The organism is Streptomyces sp. NPDC001508, from assembly GCF_040298665.1.
In the GTDB taxonomy this organism is placed as follows: domain Bacteria; phylum Actinomycetota; class Actinomycetes; order Streptomycetales; family Streptomycetaceae; genus Streptomyces.
This window is the reverse complement of the sequence record NZ_JBEPAP010000005.1, coordinates 37,775-58,553: the sequence shown is the minus strand read 5'-3', so window position 1 is coordinate 58,553 and position 20,779 is coordinate 37,775. Positions and strand designations below refer to the sequence as shown.

Here is a 20,779-nt window from a genome sequence, read left to right as displayed (position 1 = left end):
GCACCGCAAACACCACGGGCGAGTAACCGTTCGGCGAACAGGGGCCTTCAGCCCTGGCCGGAACTCGACCCTCCGGGCGTCTGGGGCAGTTGCTGCTGCGCCTTCTCCAGGAACCGCAGCAGCTCCACCGGGAAGGGCAGCACCAGCGTGGAGTTCTTCTCGGCGGCCACCGCCACCACCGTCTGCAGCAGCCGCAGTTGCAGTGCGGCAGGGGTGTCGGCCATCTGTTGCGCCGCCTCCGCCAGCTTCTTCGACGCCTGTAGTTCGGCGTCCGCGTTGATGACCCGGGCCCGCCGCTCACGGTCCGCCTCGGCCTGCCGGGCCATGGACCGCTTCATGGTCTCGGGCAGCGACACGTCCTTGATCTCGACCCGGTCGATGCTGACTCCCCACTCCACGGCCGGACTGTCGATCATCAACTCCAGGCCCTGGTTGAGCTTTTCCCGGTTGGAGAGCAGATCGTCCAGCTCGCTCTTGCCGATGATGGACCGCAGGGAGGTCTGCGCCATCTGGGAGACCGCGAACCGGTAGTCCTCGACCCGGACGACCGCGTCGGCCGGCGAAATCACCTGGAAATACACGACGGCGTCCACCCGTACGGTGACGTTGTCGCGGGTGATGCCCTCCTGGCCGGGCACGGGCATCGTGACGATCTGCATGTTCACCTTGCGCAGCTTGTCCACGAACGGGACGACCAGGGTGAGTCCCGGTCCGCGGACCTCGGGGCGGAGCCGGCCGAGCCGGAACACCACACCGCGCTCGTACTGTTTGACGACCCGTGCCGCCGCCATCACGTACACCGCTCCGGCGGCCACGAGGGCCGCCCCCGCCGCCGCCAACTCCTCGACCATGCCGGCCCCCAGGGGTCCGAAGTGGGGTGCCGGGAGAGCACCCCCGCCCTTCGAAGGTAACCCCGGCGGACGGACGAAAGGGAGCCCCCGCACGCCGGTTGCGTACGGGGGCCGATGCCGCGCAGGCCGTCGCGCGGGCCCGACGTCAGAAGACGTGCACCCCGTAGGCGCTCAGGGCCTCGGTGACCGGCTGGAAGAAGGTCGTGCCGCCGAAGGAGCAGTCGCCGCTGCCGCCGGACGTCAGACCGTAGGCGACGCCGCTGTTGGAGTACAGCGGACCGCCGGAGTCGCCGGGCTCGGCGCAGACCGTGGTCTGGATGAGCCCGCTGACGATGTCTCCGCCGCCGTAGTTGACCGTCGCGTTGAGCCCGGTGACCTGGCCGCTGTGGGTGCCGGTGGTGGAGCCGCGACGGTAGACGGTGGTGCCGACGGACGGCGTGGCCGCGCTGGTGATGTCCACGCTGCCGACGGTGCCCGACTTGGTGACCGAGCTGTTGGTGTAGCGCACGATGCCGTAGTCGTTGCCGGGGAACGACGAGCCGGCGGTGGTGCCCAGCGTGGTGGTGTGTCCGGAGTCCGACCACCAGGTGCCCGCGCCGTCGGTGCAGTGACCGGCGGTCAGGAAGTAGTAGTTGCCGCTGTTGTCCTGGACGTTGAAGCCCAGCGAGCAGCGCCAGCTGCTCGCATAGATGGCGTCGCCCCCGGAGATCAGCTTGTTGAACTTGCCCGGGGTGCGCTTGATGGTCAGGGCACCGGAGTTGGCTCCCGCCTGCTCCTTGATCTTGGCGATCTCGGCCGGGGAGACGGTGCTGTCGACGGTGACGACGACGCGGTCGGTCTTGCTGTCGACCGCCCAGGCCGTGCCGGCTATGTCGGCCTTGAGGACGGAGTCGCTCGCCTTGGTGAGCTGGTTGGCGCTGAAGGTCTGGACGTCGCTCGCGTTGGCGGTGGGGGCGGCGAACGCTGCGGCGGCCACGAAGCCGGAGGCCAGGGCGATCAGCCGGGTCCGTCTCGCGATACCGCGGCGGGGAGTGGTGCGCTTGTTCCTCACGTTTCGTTCCCTCCCAGGGGAAGTCGGGGGCCCGCGCGGGGTCGGGGCCCGTGAGGCGCAGTCAGCGGTATGGCCGACCGGATCGCAGGTGCGGCATGCCCCTGACAAGCACTGAGGCGGATATTCGGCCGAGCAGCCGGTCTGTGCAAGGGTTCCTTTCGGTCGTCAGTCTTTGAACGGGCTTTGCGCGTTGCTGGCCCGTTCATGTCCGCACCGCACCGTTGCCGGCCCGGGTTCCGCTCCCCTAGGTCCGGGCCCCGCTCGCTCGGCTTCAGGCCGGATCCTTCCCCTTCAGGCCAGGTTCCGCTCCCCCGCCTCGATCGCGGCGCCCAGGGTGTTCCCCGGCGGCGGGAAGGGGCAGAGGAAGTGGTCGGCGAGGGCGCACGGCGGCAGTTGGGCGCGGTTGAAGTCGACCGTCGTACGGCCTTCGGCGTCGGGCGCCGCCGGGTACAGGAAGCGGAACCGGAAGCTGCCGTCCCCGCTGGTGGCGTCGGCGAACACCGCCCACAGCCGCCCGTCGGCCTGCCGCGCGACCTGGAGCGTGCGCTCCCGGCCGGCCAGGGTGAAGCTGAGTTCGCCGGCCAGAGCGAGACCGCGTTCGACCCCGTCGGCGGTGCCGACCCGCACGGTGCGCGCCGCCTCGTACGGGGTGAAGCGGCCGGGCACCGACCAGCGCGGATCGTACGGGGCGGCGTCGATGCCCCGGAACGCGCGGCGCGTCGCGGCGTCCGGGTCGTAGTCCCGCACGCCCCAGATCCCCTCGCGGACCAGCACCACGAGCCGGCGCGCGCCGAGCGTGACGCGGGCCGCCGGTTCGGCGTCGGCGCCGAGCCTGGCCGCACCGGCGAACGGCCGCCCGTCCAGGGTCAGTCCGTCGGCCTCGGTGGCATGAAGCACAACCGCGTCGCCGTCCGCCACCCACTTCCCGGGAATGGCCGGAAGTCGCCCCTCCGGGTGGTCCTCGATCCAGTGCGTGCCGACCAGCGCGAGCGGCCCGTAGGGGGCCGACGCCGTCTCCGTGCGCTGTTCGTGCCAGCGCTTCCACTCGTCGTTCGGGTCTGTGGTCATGGTGGTCGTCAGTCCTTCCGTGCCGGGGCACCGAGCCCCAGATGTGAGCGGAGCGTGGTGCCCCGGTATTCCGTGCGGAACGCGCCGCGCTCCTGGAGCAGCGGCACCACCCGGTCCACGAACTCCTCCAGAGCGCCGGGCACGACATGCGGTACGAGGACGAAGCCGTCCGCGGCGTCCCGCCGTACGAAGGCGTCGAGTTCGGCGGCGACCGCCTCCGGGGGGCCGACGAAGCACGGGCGCCGGGCCGCCTCGATCACGGTCCGCGCCCGGGTGGCGGCCCGCCCGTCGACGGCCGTCAACGCGTCGTCGGCGCTCCATGCGTCGTCGGCGCTCCGTGGGTCGTCGGCGCTCCGTGCGTCGGGATCGGTCCATGTGTCCGAGTCGGTCCATCCGTCCGGGTCGGTCCACGCGTCCGGGTCGGTCGGCGGTGGCACCGGTGGACCGATGAGTTCGGCGGCCCTGTCCCGGGCCTCGGCCGCGGTGTCGCCGAGGACGACGCCGACGGCGGGCATGACCTTCAGGTCGTCCGGTGCCCGGCCGTACCTGCGCAGGCGGCGCTTCACATCGGCGTAGAAGGCGCGGGCCGCCTCGAACGGGCCGAGGCGGGCCCCGGGCCCGGCCGGCGGCCGGCCCACGACGTTCCGGCCGCAGCAGACGACGTCGGCCGTGGCCGCGGCGAACTCCCGGCCCTCGTCCGAGTCGCCCGTCTGGATGAGCACCGGGTGCCCCTGCGGCGGGCGCGGCACGGTGAACTCGCCGGCGATGTCGAAGTGCCGTCCCCGGTACGCAACCGGCCCGGCCTCCCCCCGCGGGGTCCAGGAGTCCCACAACCTCCCTGCCGCCGCGGTGAATTCGGCGATACGCGGATACCGCTCGGCGCGGTCGGGGCCGCCGCCGCGGCGGAGGTTCCCACCGGTCGTGGCGTCCGCGGAGGTCACCGGGTGCCAGGCGGCCCGGCCTCCGCTGAGGTGGTCGAGCGTGGCGAGCCGCCGGGCGAGTTCGTACGGCTCGTTGCAGCTCGCGTCGACCATGGCGGCGAGTCCCAGCCGGTCGGTCACCGCGGCGAGTGCGCTGAGCGCGGTGACCGGCTCGGGTCCCACCGGGTCCGCGTCGGGCACGCGGCCCTCGGGCTCACCCGGGAACGGCCCGCCGGCGAGCAGAAGGAAGTCGAACAGCCCGCGTTCGGCGGTGCGAGCGAGCCGTTCGTACGATGCGTACGATTCATACGACGCTGCCGGGGGGAACGCGGGCCCGTCCGCGCGGGGCCCTGGGTGGGGCAGCGCGGCGAGGTGGAGCCGTTTGCGTGCGGGCCCGGCCGCGGTCATGATCCGCTCCCGGCCGCCGCGTACCGGTTGGCGGGCCGGGCCAGGCCCAGATGCTCCCGCAGCGTGCTGCCCGGGTAGAAGGTGCGGAACAACGAAGTCCAGCCCGCCGCGCTCGGCGAGCCGCGCCGGCTCGGTGTACGCGGCGGCGTCGTACGCCCCCGGCTGGTCGACGGCGGCGGCCAGGTGCAGCAGCCCCCGGCCGGACGATGGGGTCATGGGAGATGAACCTTCCTGTGCCGGGCCGGCGGGCGCGCGACACCTCGCAGGACGACACCCGCGTCCGCTGGTGCCGCGTGGTGTCCGGCACCTGCGTCGAGTCGTCCGAAGCTGTGGGAGGGTCTGCTGTCGGCCATGACGCTCATCGCGTGAATCCCTTGGTGAAGGCGGGGCGGAGGGGACGGCCTACGCGGCGGCGGGGCGGGCGGTCTCCCGCAGCAGGGCGAGGGCCGCGCGGGCGGTGGCGTCGTTCTGCCGGAACGCCGGTCCGCCGGTGCGCGGCCGGGTGAAGGCCCCTGGGGTGCGGCCGTCGGTGTACGGCCCGAGCGCGAACCGGCGGGGATGCGGCCGGCCGCCCGCGTCGAGGATCCGTCCGTCGGCGGGGTCCACCCGCAGCAGCCCGTCGGGGCTCTCGACGGCGCCGTCGGCGTGCAGGGCGCGCAGCAGCCCGTCGCGGGCGCGCCCGACGGTGGGTGCGGGCAGCCGGGCCTCCACCAGGGCGCGCGCCTCGATGCGGAAGCCGGGCACGGTGGCGGAGGCGGCCCGGAACACCCCGTCCTCTGCGGTCACGGTCATGTCGGCGCCGACGAATCTGACCACGCCCGCCCGGGACAGCGCGAGCAGTTGCCGCAGCCGTGGTCCGGGCGGCCCTGAGGCGAGGTAGCTGAAGAAGCCGTGCCACCAGGGGCCGACGTCGCCGAGCCGGATCAGCTGCCCGTAGACGGACAGCAGTGCGAGGAACACCGCCAGGTCCTGGCTGTGCCGCGGATCGTGATGGCGGTCCAGATCGGCCTCGACGTAGCGGCGCAGCCAGTCCTGGAACTCCTCGTGCGAGCCGAGGCGTACCCCGTCGAGGGGGCGGTCGAGCGCGTCGAGGTCGAGCCGGTCGGCGGGATCGGGTACGGCGGCGGCGACCAGCGTGTGGATCTCGTCGGCGGTCCGGGCGACCGCGTACTTCTCCTCGAAGTCGGCCCTGGCGACGGCCGTCCGCTCGGGGTGGGCGGTGAACAGCCGGTGGTAGTGGGCGAAGCCGAGTTCCTTCGCCACCAGCGGCCATACGTCCCGCTTGAAGTCGAAGCCCTCCGGCCGGGCGAGCAGCGCGTCGACCTCGGCGGGCCCGAAGAAGCGGGGCAGCGGGGGGCGTTCGCCGGTCCAGTCGTAACCGATCTTGGAGTGGTACGGCACTCCGCGCCGGGAGCCGACGTACAGCACCGGTTCACGCCCCGACGGTAGGTACACGTCGCCCTCGTACCGTCCGCCGCGGCCCTCGGTGAGCAGCACCATCAGGTCGACGAAGGCCAGTCCGAAGCCGCGGACCAGGATGGGTTCGCCGGCCCCGAGCGGGGACAGATCGGTGTCGGCGGTGAAGTCGGGCGGCAGATGGAGCAGCCCGTGTGCGTCCGCGTACGCCGCCAAGTCGGCCTGTTCGTCGTCGAGTTCGGCGTCCAGGTGACCGAGGGCGAGGACCACGGCATCGGCGAGCAGCGGGCGCGGGCGGCCCTCCAGCCACACCTGCTGGCGCCCGTCGCGCGGACCGCTGATCCGCAGGGCGCGCCGGGGGTGGTGGTGGACGACGATGTCCGCGGGCAGATCGGCGACGGCCCGCTCGTACACCCAGCGCAGATACCGGCCCTGGAGCTGCCGGTCGGCGAAGGTCCGGCCGTCGAGCCCCGCCCATTCGTGCAGGGTGGGGCCCTCGCGCACCGGGCCGGCCATCCGCACGGTCTCGTCGGTGAACATGGTGACGTCCTCGGCGTGCGAGTTCATCCACAGCAGCGGGGACTGCGCCGCGCGCCAGATGCGTCCGGCGCCCGGCGGGCTGGGGTCCACCAGATGGATGTCGAGGCCCTGACCGGCGTACAGCTCCGGGGCGTTGGCGGCGATGCGCTCCAGCAGACCGGTCCCCCGCGGCCCGGCCCCGACGATCACGAGCCCGCGCCTCATCGGCGTGCCTTGGTGCCGGGCGGGCGGTGCCGCGGGGGTGCCGCGAAGAGTTGGCTGAGGGTGTCGGATGGCATGCGAAGGCTCCGTGACATAGCTGGGACACGGTGGGCGTCTTCACACGGGGCGCCTCGCGGCGCCTACGGCCGAGCCCCTCAGCAGGGCCGTTCGCCGAGAGTACGCGGGCGTTTCCCCTCGCTGTCAAGGGTGTCCATACTGTGAGCGGTACGTCTCAAGTCGGTTGACGGGGACCCGGAGACCTGTTCCACTTGGCGCATGCATCCACAGCAGTGGCTGGTCACCCGCTCCCACATCGACTTCGGTCGCGTGTGGTCCTCTTCCTGTTGAGCTGACCCACTGCGCGCCCGCCCGCCGGCGGGCGCCCCGCGCGTTCTTCCCTCGCTTGTCGTCTTCGCACGCACTCCCCTCCCCTCGCGCCCCGCACCCTTGTGTTCCCATCTGTTCACACAGGACCGCTGCCCGACGCGCACACCCAACGCGCGCCGGGCCTGTGGACTAGCAATCGCAGCCGCAGTCACAGCAGTCACAGCCGCAACTGTCCCCGCAGCAGTCGCCACAGCCGCAATCGCAGCCGCAGTCGCAGCTGTTGCACAGGCCCTCCCGCCGCCGCCGCGACCACGGCCCTTCGTACTCGTCGGCGCAGCACACCTTGCAGGTGCAGAACAACCCGAGGGCCGCAGCGCATCCGGCCCACCATCTCCGCCGGTCCCTGCGCGGCGGCTCGCCGCCTGAGGGATCGCCGGGCGGTCCGTAGGGGCCGCCCGGCGGCTGCGGGGCCGGCGGGGCCTGCGGGGGTCCGAAGGCTGCCTCGGGGGCGTGCCCGCAGGACGCCGTCCCGAAGGCCCGGTCCACCGAGCGCCGCAGCTCGTGCGCGAGCAGCAGATGCGCGAGCCCGCCGTCGACGAACTCCACCTCGCGCAGCGCGAGCCGGATGCCGTGCAGCGCGTCCTCGGCGAGGCGACGGGCCTCGGTGAGCGGGGTGCCGGTGGCGGTGAGCGGGTTCCAGGCACCTGACGCGGCGTCGGCCGCCCGGTCCTCCACGGCGTCCAGCAGATGTGCGAGCCGGCCGAAGAGCCGGCCGGCCTCCATAAGCGGCGCGGCGTTGTGCGGCCGGCCGGCCAGCACCGCGGTGTGCGCGAAGGCCGCGGCGGTCGCGGTCTCGGTCGGTTCGGTGACGGTCAGGATCGGCGTGCCCACGCCCGCCAGGGCCTCGACGGCGACCTGCCGGTCGACGGCGTCGACGAGGAGGGCGGTGTCGAAGCCGATCAGGGATCCGCCGCGGGCGCCCGCCCGGCCCCAGTTCGCGGCGACCCGGCGCGCGGCGAGCGCCACCGGACGGCGCGCCAGCAGCCCGTCCCCGTCGGCGACATGGTCACGCACCTTGGCCGAGGCGAGCACCAGCGAGACGGCCGCCGCGAGCCGCGCGCCCTCGCCCCGGGCGACGGAGGCGGTGCGCATCCCGCGCAGCGGGCAGGGCCCCGCCGTGCGCCGCCGCGTCCCCGCCGGGCCGGACTGAGCCTCCGTCAGGACCGAGAGCAGCAGCCCGTCGTAGTTCGTCACGATGCGGGCGAACTGCCCGTGCTCGCCGCGCAGCGCGAGACACAGCCCGCACAAGTGCGCCATCCACTGGGCTCTGTGGCCCTCGCCGAGCCGATGCCGGCAGGGCCGTACCATCCCGAACACGACGTCCCCCCGTGTGCTGATACGACGTTGAACCGCCGCATCGTATCGGCCGACCTTCGGTCCGGATCGTCCGCTCCGCTCACCCGGACGCACCACTTCTCACCCATACGCCGCGAAGAATCATATTTCACTCACAGTCAGCAGCCGTACGGGGCAGGACCCTTGGGGGGACCGGGCTCTCGACGTACGCGCCGTGCACCAGTAGCGTCACAAACCCCCCGCGCGGCGACTATCTACTTGGCGCGCCATCCGCATCATGGACGACCATAGGGGTGCGGAAAGCAAGAAGGACCGCTGTGAGAGGAGGCGTCCATGGGATCGGTACGCAAAGCGAGTGCCTGGCTTGGCCTCGTCGACGACAACGATGACGAGCGCTACTACGACGACGACTACTCCGAAGGGACCGAGCAGCCCGGGGATGCCTGGGTCACCGACCCGCGGGTCAAGGTGGCCTCGGACACCGCCGAGGAGAAGGGCCGCCGGATCGGCACGGTCACCCCGGACAGCTTCCGGGACGCCCGTGCGATCGGCGAGCTGTTCCGCGAGGGCGTGCCGGTCATCATGAACCTCACGGCCATGGAGGCCGCCGACGCCAAGCGCGTCGTCGACTTCGCGGCCGGGCTCATCTTCGGCCTGCGCGGCTCCATCGACCGTGTTTCCAACCGCGTCTTCCTGCTCACCCCCGCCGACACGGAGATCATCAGCGGCGAGCCGGCCGCGCACCGTTCGGACGGCTTCTTCAACCAGAGCTGAGGCAGGGCCGCTCACCGGCCCCGCCTCGGCCCCCGGGCCGGGTCAGCGGAAGGCGTCGAATCCGGTGAGCGCCTTGCCCAGCACGAGCTGGTGCATCTCGACGGTGCCCTCGTAGGTGAGCACCGATTCGAGATTGGCCGCATGCCGCATCACGGGGTATTCGAGGGAGATCCCGTTGGCGCCGAGGACGGTCCGCGCGGTACGGCAGATCTCGATCGCCTCCCGTACGTTGTTGAGCTTGCCGAAGCTGACCTGTTCGGGGCGCAGCCGGCCGGCGTCCATGCGCCGCCCCAGATGGTGGGCGAGCAGAATCCCCTTGTGCAGTTCCACCGCCATGTCGGCGAGTTTGGCCTGGGTGAGCTGGAAGCCACCGATCGGCCGCCCGAACTGCTCCCGTGTCTTCGCGTAGTCGACGGCGGCCTCGAAACAGCTGCGGGCCGCTCCCATGGCGCCCCACACGATGCCGTACCGGGCGTGCGCGAGACAGTTCAGCGGGCCGCGCAGGCCGACGACCCCGGGGAGCACGGCGTCCGCGGGCAGCCGTACGTCGTCCAGGACGAGTTCGCTGGTGACGCTGGCGCGCAGCGACCACTTGTGTCTGATCTCCGGGGCGGCGAAGCCGGGGGTGTCGGTCGGCACGGCGAAGCCCCGGATGCCGTCGTCGGTCCGCGCCCACACGACGGCGACGCCCGCGACGGAGCCGTTGGTGATCCATGTCTTGCGGCCGCTGAGCACCCAGTCACCGCCGTCGCGCTTGGCGTGGGCGCGCATCGAGGCGGGGTCGGAGCCGTGGTCCGGCTCGGTGAGCCCGAAGCAGCCGATGACCTCGCCGGATGCCATACGGGGCAGCCAGTGCCGCTTCTGTTCCTCGCTGCCGAACCGGTGGATGGCGTACATGGCGAGGGAGCCCTGCACGGAGACGAGCGAGCGGATACCGGAGTCGGCGGCCTCCAGTTCGAGGCAGGCGAGGCCGTACTGCACCGCGGAGGCGCCGGCGCAGCCGTACCCGGCGAGGGACATGCCGAGGGCGCCGAGGGAACCGAGTTCGCGGGCCAGCTCCCGGATGCCGGGGAGTTCGCCGCTCTCGTACCACTCGGCGACGAACGGCAGCACGCGGTCCGCGGCCCAGGTCCGCACGGTGTCGCGGACGGCCAGGTCCTCCGGGTCCAGCAGGTCATCGAGGCCGAGCGGGTCGGCCGGATCGAACGGGGGCAACGTCGAGGACGCGGACATGAAACACCCTCCGGGAGAAAACCGAGCGCCGAGCGGGACAGACCGTGATACACCGTCGGCCGACCACGGCGACATCGTGGCCGGTCGCGCGGTTCCCCGCGCCACCCAGCCACAGCGGACTCCACTCAACCCGCCCGACGCCGCCGGCTGAACCCACCGCCCCGACGCTACGACCCACCCCACACCACGTCCAGCCCACCCACCGACGCCCACACATACCGCAACACATGCCCGCTCGCCGGTCGGCGCGGCCGTCCACCTCACACCGACACACATGCCCACTCGCCCACCGACGCGGCCGTACGGCTCACGCCGAGACGTGTGCCCGCTCGGCTCCGCGGGGCGCGGGGAGTTCCACCGGGGTCGGCTCGCACTGCATCGCCCGGGGCAGCCGCAGCGCCATCGCCGCGCCGAGCAGCAGCAGCCCCGCGCTCACCAGCAGCGTCACATGCAGGCCGTGCACGAAGGAGTCCTCGGCAGTGCGGCGCAGGGCGGCCCCGGCCGGACCGCCGAGCCGCCCGGCCACCTCGTACGCCTCCCCGAGCGAATGCCCGGCCGCCGCGGAGGCCGGTGCCGGCACCCCGGGCACGGACGTGAGGCCCGGCGCGTACGCCGCGTTCATCACGCTGCCGAGCAGCGCGATACCGATCCCGGCCCCCAGCTGGTAGGAGGTCTCCCCGATCGCCGCGGCCCCGCCCGCCTGCCGGGCCGGCGCCTCGCTGAGCATCGACTCGTACGCCCCGAACAGGGTGGTCTCCAGACCGAAGCCCAGCAGGACGAAGCCGGACAGCAGCAGCCCGGTGTTGTCGTGGCCGCCCATCGCGGTCAGTGTGAGCACGGCCACCGCGGTCAGACAGAAGCCGAAGCACACCATCCGCCGGGGCCCGAAGCGGCGCAGCATCCGCGCCCCGGCCAGCCCCGCGGCCATCGCCGCGATGGTCAGCGGCAGCAGCCGCAGTCCCGTCTGCAGCGGCGACAGCCCCAGCACCAGTTGCAGATACTGCGCGGCGATCAGCTCAAGACCCACCAGCGCGAGCATGGCCAGCACGATGCAGCCCACCGCGGTGCTGAACGCCGGCCGAGCGAACATCCGCAGGTCCACCAGTGGATGCGGGCGCCGCCGCTGCCGGCGCGCGAACGACACCAGCAGCAACAGGCCCGCGAGCAGCGGCACCAGCGTGTAGGGGCTCGCCACCGGTTCCCCGCCGCCGAGCCGCTTCACGCCGAGCACAAGACCGAACAGCCCGGCCGCCGCCGTCAGCGCGCCGGTCACGTCCCAGGGCCCGTCGTGCTCCCCCTTCGACTCGGGCAGCAGCAGCCGTCCGACCGGCAGGCTGACCAGCATCAGGGGGATGTTGACGAGGAACACCGAACCCCACCAGAAGTGCTCCAGGAGGAAGCCGCCGAGGAGTGGGCCGACCGCGGCGCCCACCGCGGCCACCGCGCTCCAGACGCCGATGGCCAGCGCGCGCTCGCGCCGGTCGGGGAAGACCTGGCGGAGGATCGACAGCGTCGCGGGCATGATCATGGCGCCGCCGACGCCGAGCAGCGCCCGCGCGAGGATCAGCACCTCGGCGCTGGACGCGAGGGCGGCGAGCGCCGAGGCGACGCCGAACAGGGCGTAGCCGAGCAGCAGGATCCGTCTGCGGCCCACCCGGTCGCCGAGCGTGCCGAACAGGATCAGCAGCGAGGCGCAGACGAGCGGATAGACGTCGACGATCCAGAGCAGTTCTATGGCGCCGGGCTTGAGGTCCTCGGTGACGGCGGGCACCGCGACGTGCAGCACGGTCGCGTCGAGGGCGACGAGCAGCAGGCTGACGCAGAGGACGACGAGGACGACCCAGCGGTTGGCACCGGCCCCGGCCGCCCGACGGCGCAGCCCAGCGGCGGCCGTGGTCGTCCCGGACATGTACGTACCTCCAAGAGTTCCCTCGCGTACGGCGGACATCGGCGGGGTGGGGACGCCCCGTCGTACGGCCGGAGAGGAGTGGGGGTCTCCAGCGGCGCGCGGTACGAACGCGAGTGACACGTCAGCGTACGCGAGTTCGTCGGGGTGGTGCGTGGCGGACCTCTCACAGCCCGCTTCGGCCCGTGTGGCGTACACCACTCTCCAGATCCTTGACCGCCTACCGGCCGGTCCCGCGGTCCCACGGCCGGTCGATAATCGAGCCCGTGACCGATCTTGCAACGCGTGTGACACCCGCTCGCGCCGCCCCGCTGCGCCGGGCGGCCCCGGCGCTGCTCGGGTACGCCGCCGTCCGCGCCCTGGGCCTTGTCGTGCTCGCGACGTGGAGCGCGGCGCGCGGCAAGGACGCCCACACGCTGCTGACCGCCCGCTGGGACGCGCTGTGGTACACGCGGGTCGCCGAGTGGGGCTACGGCTACGAGGTGCGGCTGCCGAACGGCGACATCCACTCCGACCTCGCCTTCTTTCCGCTGCTGCCCTGGCTGGAGCGGCTGCTGCACGCGCTCCTGCCGTTGTCGTACGCGGACGCGGGTCTTGTCGTCGCCCTGCTCGCCTCGCTCGCCGCGGCCTGGGGGATCTTCGCGGTGGCCGACCAGGTGTACGGCCGCCGGGCGGGGATGTGCGCCGTGCTGCTGTGGGCCGTGCTGCCCGTCGGGATCGTGCAGTCGATGGCGTACAGCGAGTCGTTGTTCACGGCGCTCGCCGCCTGGTCGCTGTACGCGGTGCTGACGGGGCGCTGGGTGAGCGCCGGGGTGCTCGCCGCGCTGGCCGGGCTGACCCGGCCGGTGGGGCTCGCGGTGGTCGCGGCGGTGTGGGTGGCGGGCCTTGCGCCGTTCGTGGGAGGTCGGCGCACCGCGACGGCGGGCGGCGCGCGCGATGACGGGTGCGCCCCTGACTCCGTAAGCGCCGCCCACGCCCGGCGCGTTCGGACCGCGGCGGGCGCCCATGACGCAACATGCGCCCCTTGGGTCACTCAAGGCGCGGCTGTCTGGCGGCGCACCCTCGGTCTGCTGACCGCTCCCCTCGGGGCGGCCGGTTATGTCCTGTGGGTGGGCCATCGCACCGGCAAGGGCCCCCTTGGGTACCTCGATGTGCAGGCGGGGTGGCGCAACGGCTTCGACGGCGGATACGCCTTCGCCCGTTTTATCGCCGACAAGTTCACGTCAATTCCCTCGGCGCCCGCGGGACTTGCCCTGATCATCGCCGTCGCCCTGCTGATCTGGCTGTATGCGGCCGGGATACGGCAGGGCCAGCCGCTCACGCTGCTGGTGTACACCGGCGTCGTCACCGCGCTCGCCCTGTGCGCGTCAAGTTACTTCGGCTCCAAGCCGCGTCTGCTGCTGCCCGCCTTCCCGCTGCTGCTGCCGCTCGCCCGGTCCCTGGCCCGGCTGTCCACGCCCCGATCGGTGCAGGTCACGGCCGGTGTCGCGGTGGCCTCGGCGCTCTACGGCGCGTTCTGGCTGAACGGTTCCGGTCCGCCGTGATCGCATCCGGCCGCCGGGTGAGCGGCAGGAGAATTCCGTCCGATGCCCCGGTGAACGAATTCATAAGCGCCGTAAAACGAACACCCGGCATGATCAAAGGAATTGCACCCGGCATCGGCCCCGGATTGTGGAATCTTCGGGAATTGGCCGCCAGTTGAGAGGTTTCCCACATCACATCGTCATCACAAAGCCGCTGATTCGCCCGGGCACACAGCTCACTCGCTGTAACGTCGATTGGGTGCGTACCGAACGAAACCTCACCCGTCTGGACCGGGTGTTCGCCAGGCTGGACCGTGAGCCGGAACGACCGGCTCACATCGATGTGCCGAAGATGAGCCGGCACCGGGTCGTTCTGTTCTCCGCGACTCTGGCTTTCTACCTGGCGATCGTCTGGGCCGTGGTGACCACCTCGTGGTTGGTTCGGCTCGACTGGCAGGTCATGTTCTTCCGGCCCTACCAACAATGGCCGAAGATCCATGCCTTCCTCGACTACTACGTGGTGCTCGGCCAGCGCGGCCCCACCGCGGTGATGGTCTCGGCCTGGCTGGGCTGGCGCTCCTGGCGGCAGCACACGCTCCGTCCGCTGCTGACCCTCGGCGCCTCACTGCTGCTGCTGAACATCACGGTCGGCGCAGCGAAGATCGGCATGGGCCGGCTCGGACCGCACTACGCCACCGTGATCGGCTCGAACGAAATGGGCCTCGGCGGCGATATATTCCCCAGCGGTCACACCGCCAACGCGGTGGTCACCTGGGGAATCCTGGCGTATCTGGCCTCCACCCCGGGGGCGCGCCGCTGGCTGTCCGCGGTGTCCGCGGTGACCTCGCTCGGCGTCGGCCTCACCACCGTCTACCTCGGTACGCACTGGCTGAGCGACGTGTTGCTGGGCTGGGCCGCGGGCCTGCTGATCCTGCTGGCGCTGCCGTGGGTCGAGCCGCTGATCGCCAGGGCCGAGACGGCCCTGTTCGACCTGCGCGACCGCTGGCGCGCCGGCCGCACCACCCCCGCGTCCGCCGTCCCGGTCACGCCCGTGGTGCTCAAGCCGCGCACCACGCCCGCCGACGAGGCGCCCGCGGCCCGCGAGCCGGTCGCCTCGGTCCGCACGCCGCGGGCACCGATGCATCTGGCACCGGGCCCGCACACCACGCGCGCCGAGCGCACCCCGGTCACCCCGGTGGGCAGCCGCCGCCCGCCGCACGCGGACCGCGTCCCGCGCGGCGGCACCCCGGCGGCCCGCCCCATGACCGGGGGCTGACGGCGCCGACGGCATACGGCGGCGGGTCCGGTACGCACCACCACCCGCCGCCGCACCGCCTCAGCCCTTCCAGGCGCGCGCCACCCTGCCGTCCCGCACCTCGAAGTTCAGCCGCCCCACGCGGTACTCCATGGTGATGATCGCGCCGGGCGGCAGCGAGCGCACGGTCGACCATCCGCGCTCGCGTGCCCGCCGCTCGGCGGCCGTCGCGTCCAGGCCGACATACCCTTCCGGACTGTCCTTGGGCTCCGCTGGCGGAGTCGGAATCGGTGCCATACGGCCACGCTAGGCGCTGTGCGGCCACCGGGGAAGCGGAACGGCTGCGGCACCCGCACATACCTCTCCGGTCACGCTTCTGTCACAGGATCACGACATGCGTCTTCGTCGAACTCCGTCACACGAACGGGCGGTTCCCGACGCCTTACCGACGCATTCGAACGGAATTACCGCGTGCTGCGAAGGCCCCCCGAAATGCACCGGGGAAAGCGCCGGAGTGCCGCTCGGGTGCGGCCACGGGGCTGCTTTCCCGGCCGAATCCGGGCGGTCCGCGGGAACTGACGCCGCATAGGAATTTCACTGCGCCGACACAGAACCCCCGTAAGACCACCACCGACCCCAGCACGGAGCGCGCGGCCCACGGCCACCCGGCCCCGGCGCGCGGAGCGAAGTGGCGAGCGACGGGGCGCGCGCGATGGGAACCGGAACCGCGACGCCGCCGGTGCGCCCGGGTGACCGTGGACCGGCTCACCACCCCCGATCACCAGAAGATCGGCCATCTGGATCCCGGCGGACCGCCCGGTACGGCGAACGGGTACGGGCCGACGCCTCCTCGGGCTACGAGCGCTTTCTGGAGTGGGCGACCTCGTGTCCGCCGCCGCGGCACAACTTCGTCGTGTTGCCGAGCCTCCGGTCCGAGTCCCCGGCGTTCGATCTGCACCATCCCGACCACTCGGCCCCGGAGGCCGACCGGCCCGCGCGGGCCCCAAGAGCATCGGAGCGGCCCTGGCGCCGAGCGCGGACGCCCCGGCCGACGGTGCACCGGACGGGGCGTCGCCGTCGCGCGGGCGGGTGCGGCTCAGAGTGTGAGGTGTTGGCCGGGCACGATCAGATCGGGGTTCCCGCCGATGACAGACCTGTTCGCGGCAAAGATCCGCTGCCAACTGGTCCCACGCCGCACAGCGATACCACTGAGCGTGTCACCCTCACGGACGGTGTAGTCACCGCCGGCCACGGTCCGGGCGGCGGCGTCCTGTTGCCGTGGCCGCTCGGACCGGGTGGACTGCGCCGGGGCGCTCTGCCGGCTCGTGCGGGCCGTCGCGCCCGGGGCCGGGTCGTTCGCGCCCGGGGCCGGGTCGTTCGTGGTTCCGGCTCCGGCGGAGCCCGCCACGGGCGCGGTGCCGGACGCGCCGGCGCGGGCCGAGCAGACCGGCCAGGCGCCCCAGCCCTGGGCGCCCTGGACCTTGGTGGCGACCGCGATCTGCTGGGTCCGGGTGGCCCCGTCGGCGGTCGGCGCGTACGCCGTGCCGCCGTAGGCGCGCCAGGTGCCGGCGGAGAACTGGAGCCCGCCGTAATAGCCGTTGCCGGTGTTGATGTGCCAGTTGCCGCCGCTCTCGCACTGGGCGATGCGGTCCCACACTCCGCCGTCCGCCGCCGCGGCGTTGCCGGCCGCGGCCAGCACGCCGAGCGGGGCCAGCAGCGCCGCCCCGGCGAGGGCTGCGGTCGTTCGCGCCCGGCGGGCGCTCGCGCCCCGGGCGTCGTCCGCACGGACGTGGTCGCGAGTGGTATCGGCACATTCGGACATGTAGTTCCCTCTCCCACGAACCCGGGATCCCCCAAGCCGGGGCGCGGCCCCCGCGCAGGGACGCGGGGGCTCAGCGCTCCGGCCCGTCCGCCCGCGCCGGTGCCGAAGTGGTGCCGGACCGGCGCGGCGGCGGACGTACCCGAGCGGTGCTCGTTGCACACGGCGGAGGAATCTAGGCAGCCTCGCGGGCCGGTTTCAACCAACTCCCCGTCATTCCAGGCCAGTTGACCGTTACCCCGGGTATCGGCGATTTCCGGACACCCATTTCGTTCGCTGATTTCCGGATTTGTCGACCAGTCGCCCTGTCGACCTGTGACCCAGTTCACCTCCCCAAGTACCCCTGGCCCGCGCCGAGTTGACAGGGAGTGCACGGTTCCGCACCGAGGGTTACACAGTGCACCGGCCGGTGTGATTCCGTTCTCCCCGGAGCGTGACTCCCGCCACAGGTCGTCCGTTGTCTTCTTCATGAGCCCGGAACCCCGGGGCTCATGGGCCGGGAGCCACCCGGTCGCACCGCACCGCATCCCGAGGGAGCCACCGTGCCGCGCATGCTCGACGTCAGCGACGCCGTACGCGCCGAGATCGGCGACGAAGAAGCCGACCGGCTGCTCGCCGGAGAGAACGCCCCGGGCAGTTACGACTGCACCTCCTGCCGCACCCCGGGCGACTCCGAGCAGGAGCGCACCAGCACCGTCCTGTTCATCGGGGAGGAGACCGCCGTCCTCGCCTTCGCCCACGCCGGCTGCCTGCCCTCGCAGGTCGTCCAGGTCACCGAGGAGCAGTTGCGCGGGGCGGTCCGCTCCATCAGCGGCGACGCCGCCTCCGGTGGCGGCCCGGTACAGGCGGTGCCCGAGCAGGCGGTGCTCGGGGTGACCAGCGGGCTGGTCCTGATCGCCGGGGAACTGCACCCCGCGCTCGTCGTGGAGCCGACCGCGCCGATCGTGCGCCCCGGCGCCACCGGGACCGGGGACGACTTCCTGCCGCTGCTCATCGAGCAGGGGTTCATGCCGCTCACCGTGCTGAACGCGGTGCCGCCGGTGCTGCACGGCTGGTCCGTGCTGCTCGCGGTGGGTCAGCTGCACGCCGTGCTGCAGCCGGGCGGCAACGGCGGTCAGCCGGTCGCCTGGTGGCAGGCGCACCAGCCGCTGCAGGTGACCGACAGCTGGCGGGCCGCCGCCAACAAGCACCAGCAGGTGCTGATGTTCGCGGCACCCGTGGGTTCCATCGGGCGCCAGCCCCGCGAGGACCTGCTGCGGGACGCGCTGGACAAGGCCGCCGCGGACGGGAAGCTGGTCGCGGCCACGCTGCCGCTGGCCGGTACCTGACGGCTCCGCGCGTTGCCGAGGCGCCCGGAGTGCTCCGTCAGCGGTGCCGAAGGGACCGCGGGTGGTGCGCGGTTCGCGACGCAGTTCCGCGCGCCCCCGATGCCGCCCGCGCGGACCGCATCCCGAGCGGCCCCGGGTCGTTTGGAGATACGTGCACGCATATGACGTTCCTCCCCGCCGCTCCTCCTTCTCCGCCGTGCCGTCGGCCAGGACCGCTCAGGACTCCTCCGGCAGCCACTCGGCCACGCCCATCTACGACTCGGTGTACACGGAGTGGCTCAAGAGCTTCCGGGCGCTGCCGGGCGACCGCAGCGGCGAGGAGGAGCTGAAGTTCACCGCCTTCGGCATCGCCCCGCACACCACCGGCGCGCACGGGACGGGCACGCACGACACGGGGGCGTACGGCTCGCACGCGTACACCGCCTACAGCGCCGGGGCCTACAGCACCCGCCACGGCACCGGGCAGCAGCAGGTGCAGTGGCAGCGGGTCGGGTCGCTGGGGCGGCACGAGAACGGGATGCATCATGTGCCGGCCGCGCTGCCGCCCGGACCGCGCCGGGGAACATGACCGCGAATGCAGTCGGAGGGGCGGCCCTGTGGGGCCGCCCCTCCGACTGCTTCCGGGTCACTTCTTCTTCGCGCCGCGCTTCTCGCGCACCCGCACCGAGATATGGATCGGCGTCCCTTCGAAGCCGAACTCCTCGCGCAGCCGGCGCTCGATGAAGCGCCGGTAGCCCGCCTCGATGAAGCCGGACGCGAACAGGACGAACCGCGGTGGCCTGGTGCCGGCCTGGGTGCCGAACAGGATGCGCGGCTGCTTGCCGCCCCGGACCGGGTGCGGGTGGGCCGCGACCAGTTCGCCGAGGAACGCGTTGAGGCGGCCGGTCGGCACGCGCGTCTCCCAGCCGGCGAGGGCGGTCTCGATCGCCGGGACCAGCCTCTCCATGTGCCGGCCGGTGCGCGCCGAGACATTGACCCGGGGCGCCCAGGCGACCTGGCCCAGCTCGGTCTCGATCTCCCGCTCCAGGTAGTAGCGGCGCTCCTCGTCGAGCGTGTCCCACTTGTTGTAGGCGATCACCATCGCGCGGCCCGCCTCGACGGCCATCGTGACGATGCGCTGGTCCTGCACGGAGATGCTGTCGGCGGCGTCGATCAGGACGACGGCGACCTCCGCCTTCTCCACCGCCGCCGCGGTGCGCAGCGAGGCGTAGTAGTCGGCGCCCTGCTGGAGGTGGACGCGCTTGCGGATGCCGGCCGTGTCGACGAACTTCCAGGTCCGTCCGCCCAGTTCGATCAGCTCGTCCACCGGGTCACGGGTGGTGCCCGCGACTTCGTTGACGACGACGCGCTCCTCGCCGGCCACCTTGTTCAGCAGGGACGACTTGCCGACATTGGGGCGGCCGATCAACGCGATGCGGCGCGGGCCGCCGCTCGCCGCGCCGAAGGTCTGCTCGGGCGCGTCCGGCAGCACCTCAAGGACGGCGTCCAGCATGTCGCCGGTGCCGCGGCCGTGCAGGGCGGAGACGGGGTGCGGCTCGCCGAGACCGAGCGACCACAGATAGGCGGCGTCCGCCTCACCGCTCGGACCGTCGACCTTGTTGGCGCACAGCACGACCGGCTTGCCGGCCTTGCGCAGCAGCCGCACCACCGCCTCGTCGGTGTCGGTGGCGCCGACCTTGGCGTCGACGACGAAGACGACCGCGTCGGCCGCCTCGATGGCGTACTCGGCCTGTGCGGCGACCGAGGCGTCGATGCCGAGGACGTCCTGCTCCCAGCCGCCGGTGTCGACGACCTTGAAGCGGCGGCCCGCCCATTCGGCCTCGTAGGTGACACGGTCGCGGGTGACGCCGGGCTTGTCCTCGACGACCGCCTCACGGCGGCCGATGATCCGGTTCACCAGGGTCGACTTGCCGACATTGGGGCGGCCGACGACGGCCAGCACGGGCAGCGGGCCGTGGCCCGCCGCCTCGATGGCGCCCTCGACGTCCTCGACGTCGAAGCCCTCCTCGGCGGCGAGCTCCATGAACTGCGCGTACTCGGCGTCGCCGAGCGCCCCGTGCTCGTACTCGTGCTCGGCCGAGCCGTCGGGCTGGATCTGCTCGTTCATGAAGTCCGTACCTCGTTCATCGTGGTGATCGGTGGAACCCCGCGCTCACGGAGATCCACTACTCAAAGGGCCGCTCGGCGCCCGGTGAGGCGTCTGGCGTGCTCCAGGTGCGCGGTGAGCTGCTTCTGGATGCGCTCGGTGGCCTCGTCGAGTGCCTTGCGGGTGCGCCGCCCGCTCCCGTCACCCGCCTGGAAAGCATCGCCGAAGACGACGTCGACGCGGGAGCGCAGCGGGGGCAGCGCCGCTATCAGCCGTCCGCGGCGGTCGGTACTCCCCAGCACGGCGACCGGCACGATCGGTGCCCCGCTGCGGACGGCGAAGTAGGCGAGCCCTGCGCGCAGCGCGGCGAAGTCGCCCTCGCCCCGGGTGCCCTCCGGGAAGATGCCCAGGACGCCGCCGTCCGCCAGCACACCGAGCGCCCGGGTGATCGCCGTCCGGTCGGCGGCGGCACGGTCCACCTTGAGCTGGCCGATGCCGGTCAGGAAGGTGCCGAGCGGGCCGATGAACGCCTCCTTCTTGATCAGGAAGTGCGTCGGCCGGGGCGCCACGCCCATGACCATCGGTCCGTCGACGTTGTGGGAGTGGTTGACGGCGAGGATCGCCGGACCGCTCGCGGGCATCTTCCAGGCGCCCAGCACCCGCGGTCGCCACAGCCCGTACATGAGCCCGACGCCGATGCGCCGGCCGGCCTCGGCG

Annotated in this window: 17 protein-coding genes and 1 pseudogene; 6 read left to right on the top strand and 12 right to left on the bottom strand. The window is 72.6% G+C overall.

Features of this window, described 5'->3' with window-relative positions:
• Positions 1–47: 47 nt before the first annotated feature.
• From ABT245_RS07220 to ABT245_RS07195, 6 genes are all read right to left on the bottom strand, one after another.
• Positions 48–851, bottom strand: a complete 804-nt coding sequence (locus tag ABT245_RS07220) for a slipin family protein (protein WP_351729769.1) — start codon at positions 849–851, stop codon at positions 48–50.
• Between the two features lie 145 nt (positions 852–996).
• Positions 997–1,902: a S1 family peptidase gene (locus ABT245_RS07215; RefSeq protein ID WP_351729766.1), complete on the bottom strand. Its 906-nt coding sequence runs from the start codon at positions 1,900–1,902 to the stop codon at positions 997–999.
• 291 nt (positions 1,903–2,193) lie between these two features.
• Positions 2,194–2,970, bottom strand: a complete 777-nt coding sequence (locus ABT245_RS07210) for a DUF1684 domain-containing protein (RefSeq protein ID WP_351729763.1) — start codon at positions 2,968–2,970, stop codon at positions 2,194–2,196.
• A gap of 8 nt (positions 2,971–2,978) precedes the next feature.
• Positions 2,979–4,301, bottom strand: a complete 1,323-nt coding sequence (locus ABT245_RS07205) for an NtaA/DmoA family FMN-dependent monooxygenase (RefSeq protein WP_502982075.1) — start codon at positions 4,299–4,301, stop codon at positions 2,979–2,981.
• Between the two features lie 399 nt (positions 4,302–4,700).
• Positions 4,701–6,458 (bottom strand): FAD/NAD(P)-binding protein, encoded by a 1,758-nt coding sequence (locus tag ABT245_RS07200; protein ID WP_351729761.1) that lies wholly within the window; start codon positions 6,456–6,458, stop codon positions 4,701–4,703.
• A gap of 513 nt (positions 6,459–6,971) precedes the next feature.
• Entirely contained in the window at positions 6,972–8,159 is a 1,188-nt protein-coding gene (locus tag ABT245_RS07195; RefSeq protein ID WP_351729758.1) for a DUF5685 family protein, read from the bottom strand.
• Between the two features lie 312 nt (positions 8,160–8,471).
• Here ABT245_RS07195 and ABT245_RS07190 point away from each other — a divergent pair, with 312 nt between their 5' ends.
• Positions 8,472–8,912: a cell division protein SepF gene (locus ABT245_RS07190; RefSeq protein WP_351729755.1), complete on the top strand. Its 441-nt coding sequence runs from the start codon at positions 8,472–8,474 to the stop codon at positions 8,910–8,912.
• Positions 8,913–8,954: 42 nt separating this feature from the next.
• Here ABT245_RS07190 and ABT245_RS07185 read toward each other — a convergent pair whose 3' ends face one another.
• Complete coding sequence (locus tag ABT245_RS07185) at positions 8,955–10,145, bottom strand: acyl-CoA dehydrogenase family protein (protein WP_351729752.1); 1,191 nt, start codon at positions 10,143–10,145, stop codon at positions 8,955–8,957.
• Between the two features lie 307 nt (positions 10,146–10,452).
• Positions 10,453–12,054 carry an MFS transporter gene (locus ABT245_RS07180; protein ID WP_351729749.1) on the bottom strand — a complete coding sequence of 534 codons (1,602 nt, stop codon included), beginning with the start codon at positions 12,052–12,054 and terminating at the stop codon, positions 10,453–10,455.
• A 263-nt stretch (positions 12,055–12,317) separates the two neighbouring features.
• Here ABT245_RS07180 and ABT245_RS07175 point away from each other — a divergent pair, with 263 nt between their 5' ends.
• Together ABT245_RS07175 and ABT245_RS07170 are read left to right on the top strand one after the other, a co-directional pair.
• Complete coding sequence (locus ABT245_RS07175) at positions 12,318–13,595, top strand: mannosyltransferase family protein (protein WP_351729746.1); 1,278 nt, start codon at positions 12,318–12,320, stop codon at positions 13,593–13,595.
• A gap of 238 nt (positions 13,596–13,833) precedes the next feature.
• Complete coding sequence (locus ABT245_RS07170) at positions 13,834–14,850, top strand: phosphatase PAP2 family protein (protein WP_351729743.1); 1,017 nt, start codon at positions 13,834–13,836, stop codon at positions 14,848–14,850.
• Between the two features lie 60 nt (positions 14,851–14,910).
• Here ABT245_RS07170 and ABT245_RS07165 read toward each other — a convergent pair whose 3' ends face one another.
• Positions 14,911–15,126, bottom strand: a complete 216-nt coding sequence (locus tag ABT245_RS07165; RefSeq protein WP_351729740.1) for an I78 family peptidase inhibitor — start codon at positions 15,124–15,126, stop codon at positions 14,911–14,913.
• A gap of 511 nt (positions 15,127–15,637) precedes the next feature.
• On the opposite strand from ABT245_RS07165, the pseudogene ABT245_RS07160 reads away from it, so the two are divergent.
• Positions 15,638–15,829 (top strand): annotated as a pseudogene (locus tag ABT245_RS07160) (aa3-type cytochrome oxidase subunit I); the annotation flags it as partial.
• Positions 15,830–15,925: 96 nt separating this feature from the next.
• Here ABT245_RS07160 and ABT245_RS07155 read toward each other — a convergent pair.
• Positions 15,926–16,651: a transglycosylase family protein gene (locus ABT245_RS07155; RefSeq protein WP_351729737.1), complete on the bottom strand. Its 726-nt coding sequence runs from the start codon at positions 16,649–16,651 to the stop codon at positions 15,926–15,928.
• 539 nt (positions 16,652–17,190) lie between these two features.
• Between ABT245_RS07155 and ABT245_RS07150 the strand changes: the two genes are divergently transcribed.
• Together ABT245_RS07150 and ABT245_RS07145 are read left to right on the top strand one after the other, a co-directional pair.
• On the top strand, positions 17,191–17,976 hold the full coding sequence (locus ABT245_RS07150) for a DUF8842 C-terminal domain-containing protein (protein WP_351729734.1): 786 nt from the start codon (positions 17,191–17,193) through the stop codon (positions 17,974–17,976).
• Between the two features lie 151 nt (positions 17,977–18,127).
• Positions 18,128–18,544 carry a hypothetical protein gene (locus ABT245_RS07145; RefSeq protein WP_351729732.1) on the top strand — a complete coding sequence of 139 codons (417 nt, stop codon included), beginning with the start codon at positions 18,128–18,130 and terminating at the stop codon, positions 18,542–18,544.
• 57 nt (positions 18,545–18,601) lie between these two features.
• Here ABT245_RS07145 and der read toward each other — a convergent pair whose 3' ends face one another.
• Complete coding sequence (gene der / locus ABT245_RS07140) at positions 18,602–20,083, bottom strand: ribosome biogenesis GTPase Der (protein ID WP_351729729.1); 1,482 nt, start codon at positions 20,081–20,083, stop codon at positions 18,602–18,604.
• A gap of 62 nt (positions 20,084–20,145) precedes the next feature.
• On the bottom strand, positions 20,146–20,745 hold the full coding sequence (locus ABT245_RS07135) for a lysophospholipid acyltransferase family protein (RefSeq protein WP_502982074.1): 600 nt from the start codon (positions 20,743–20,745) through the stop codon (positions 20,146–20,148).
• Positions 20,746–20,779 lie beyond the last annotated feature (34 nt).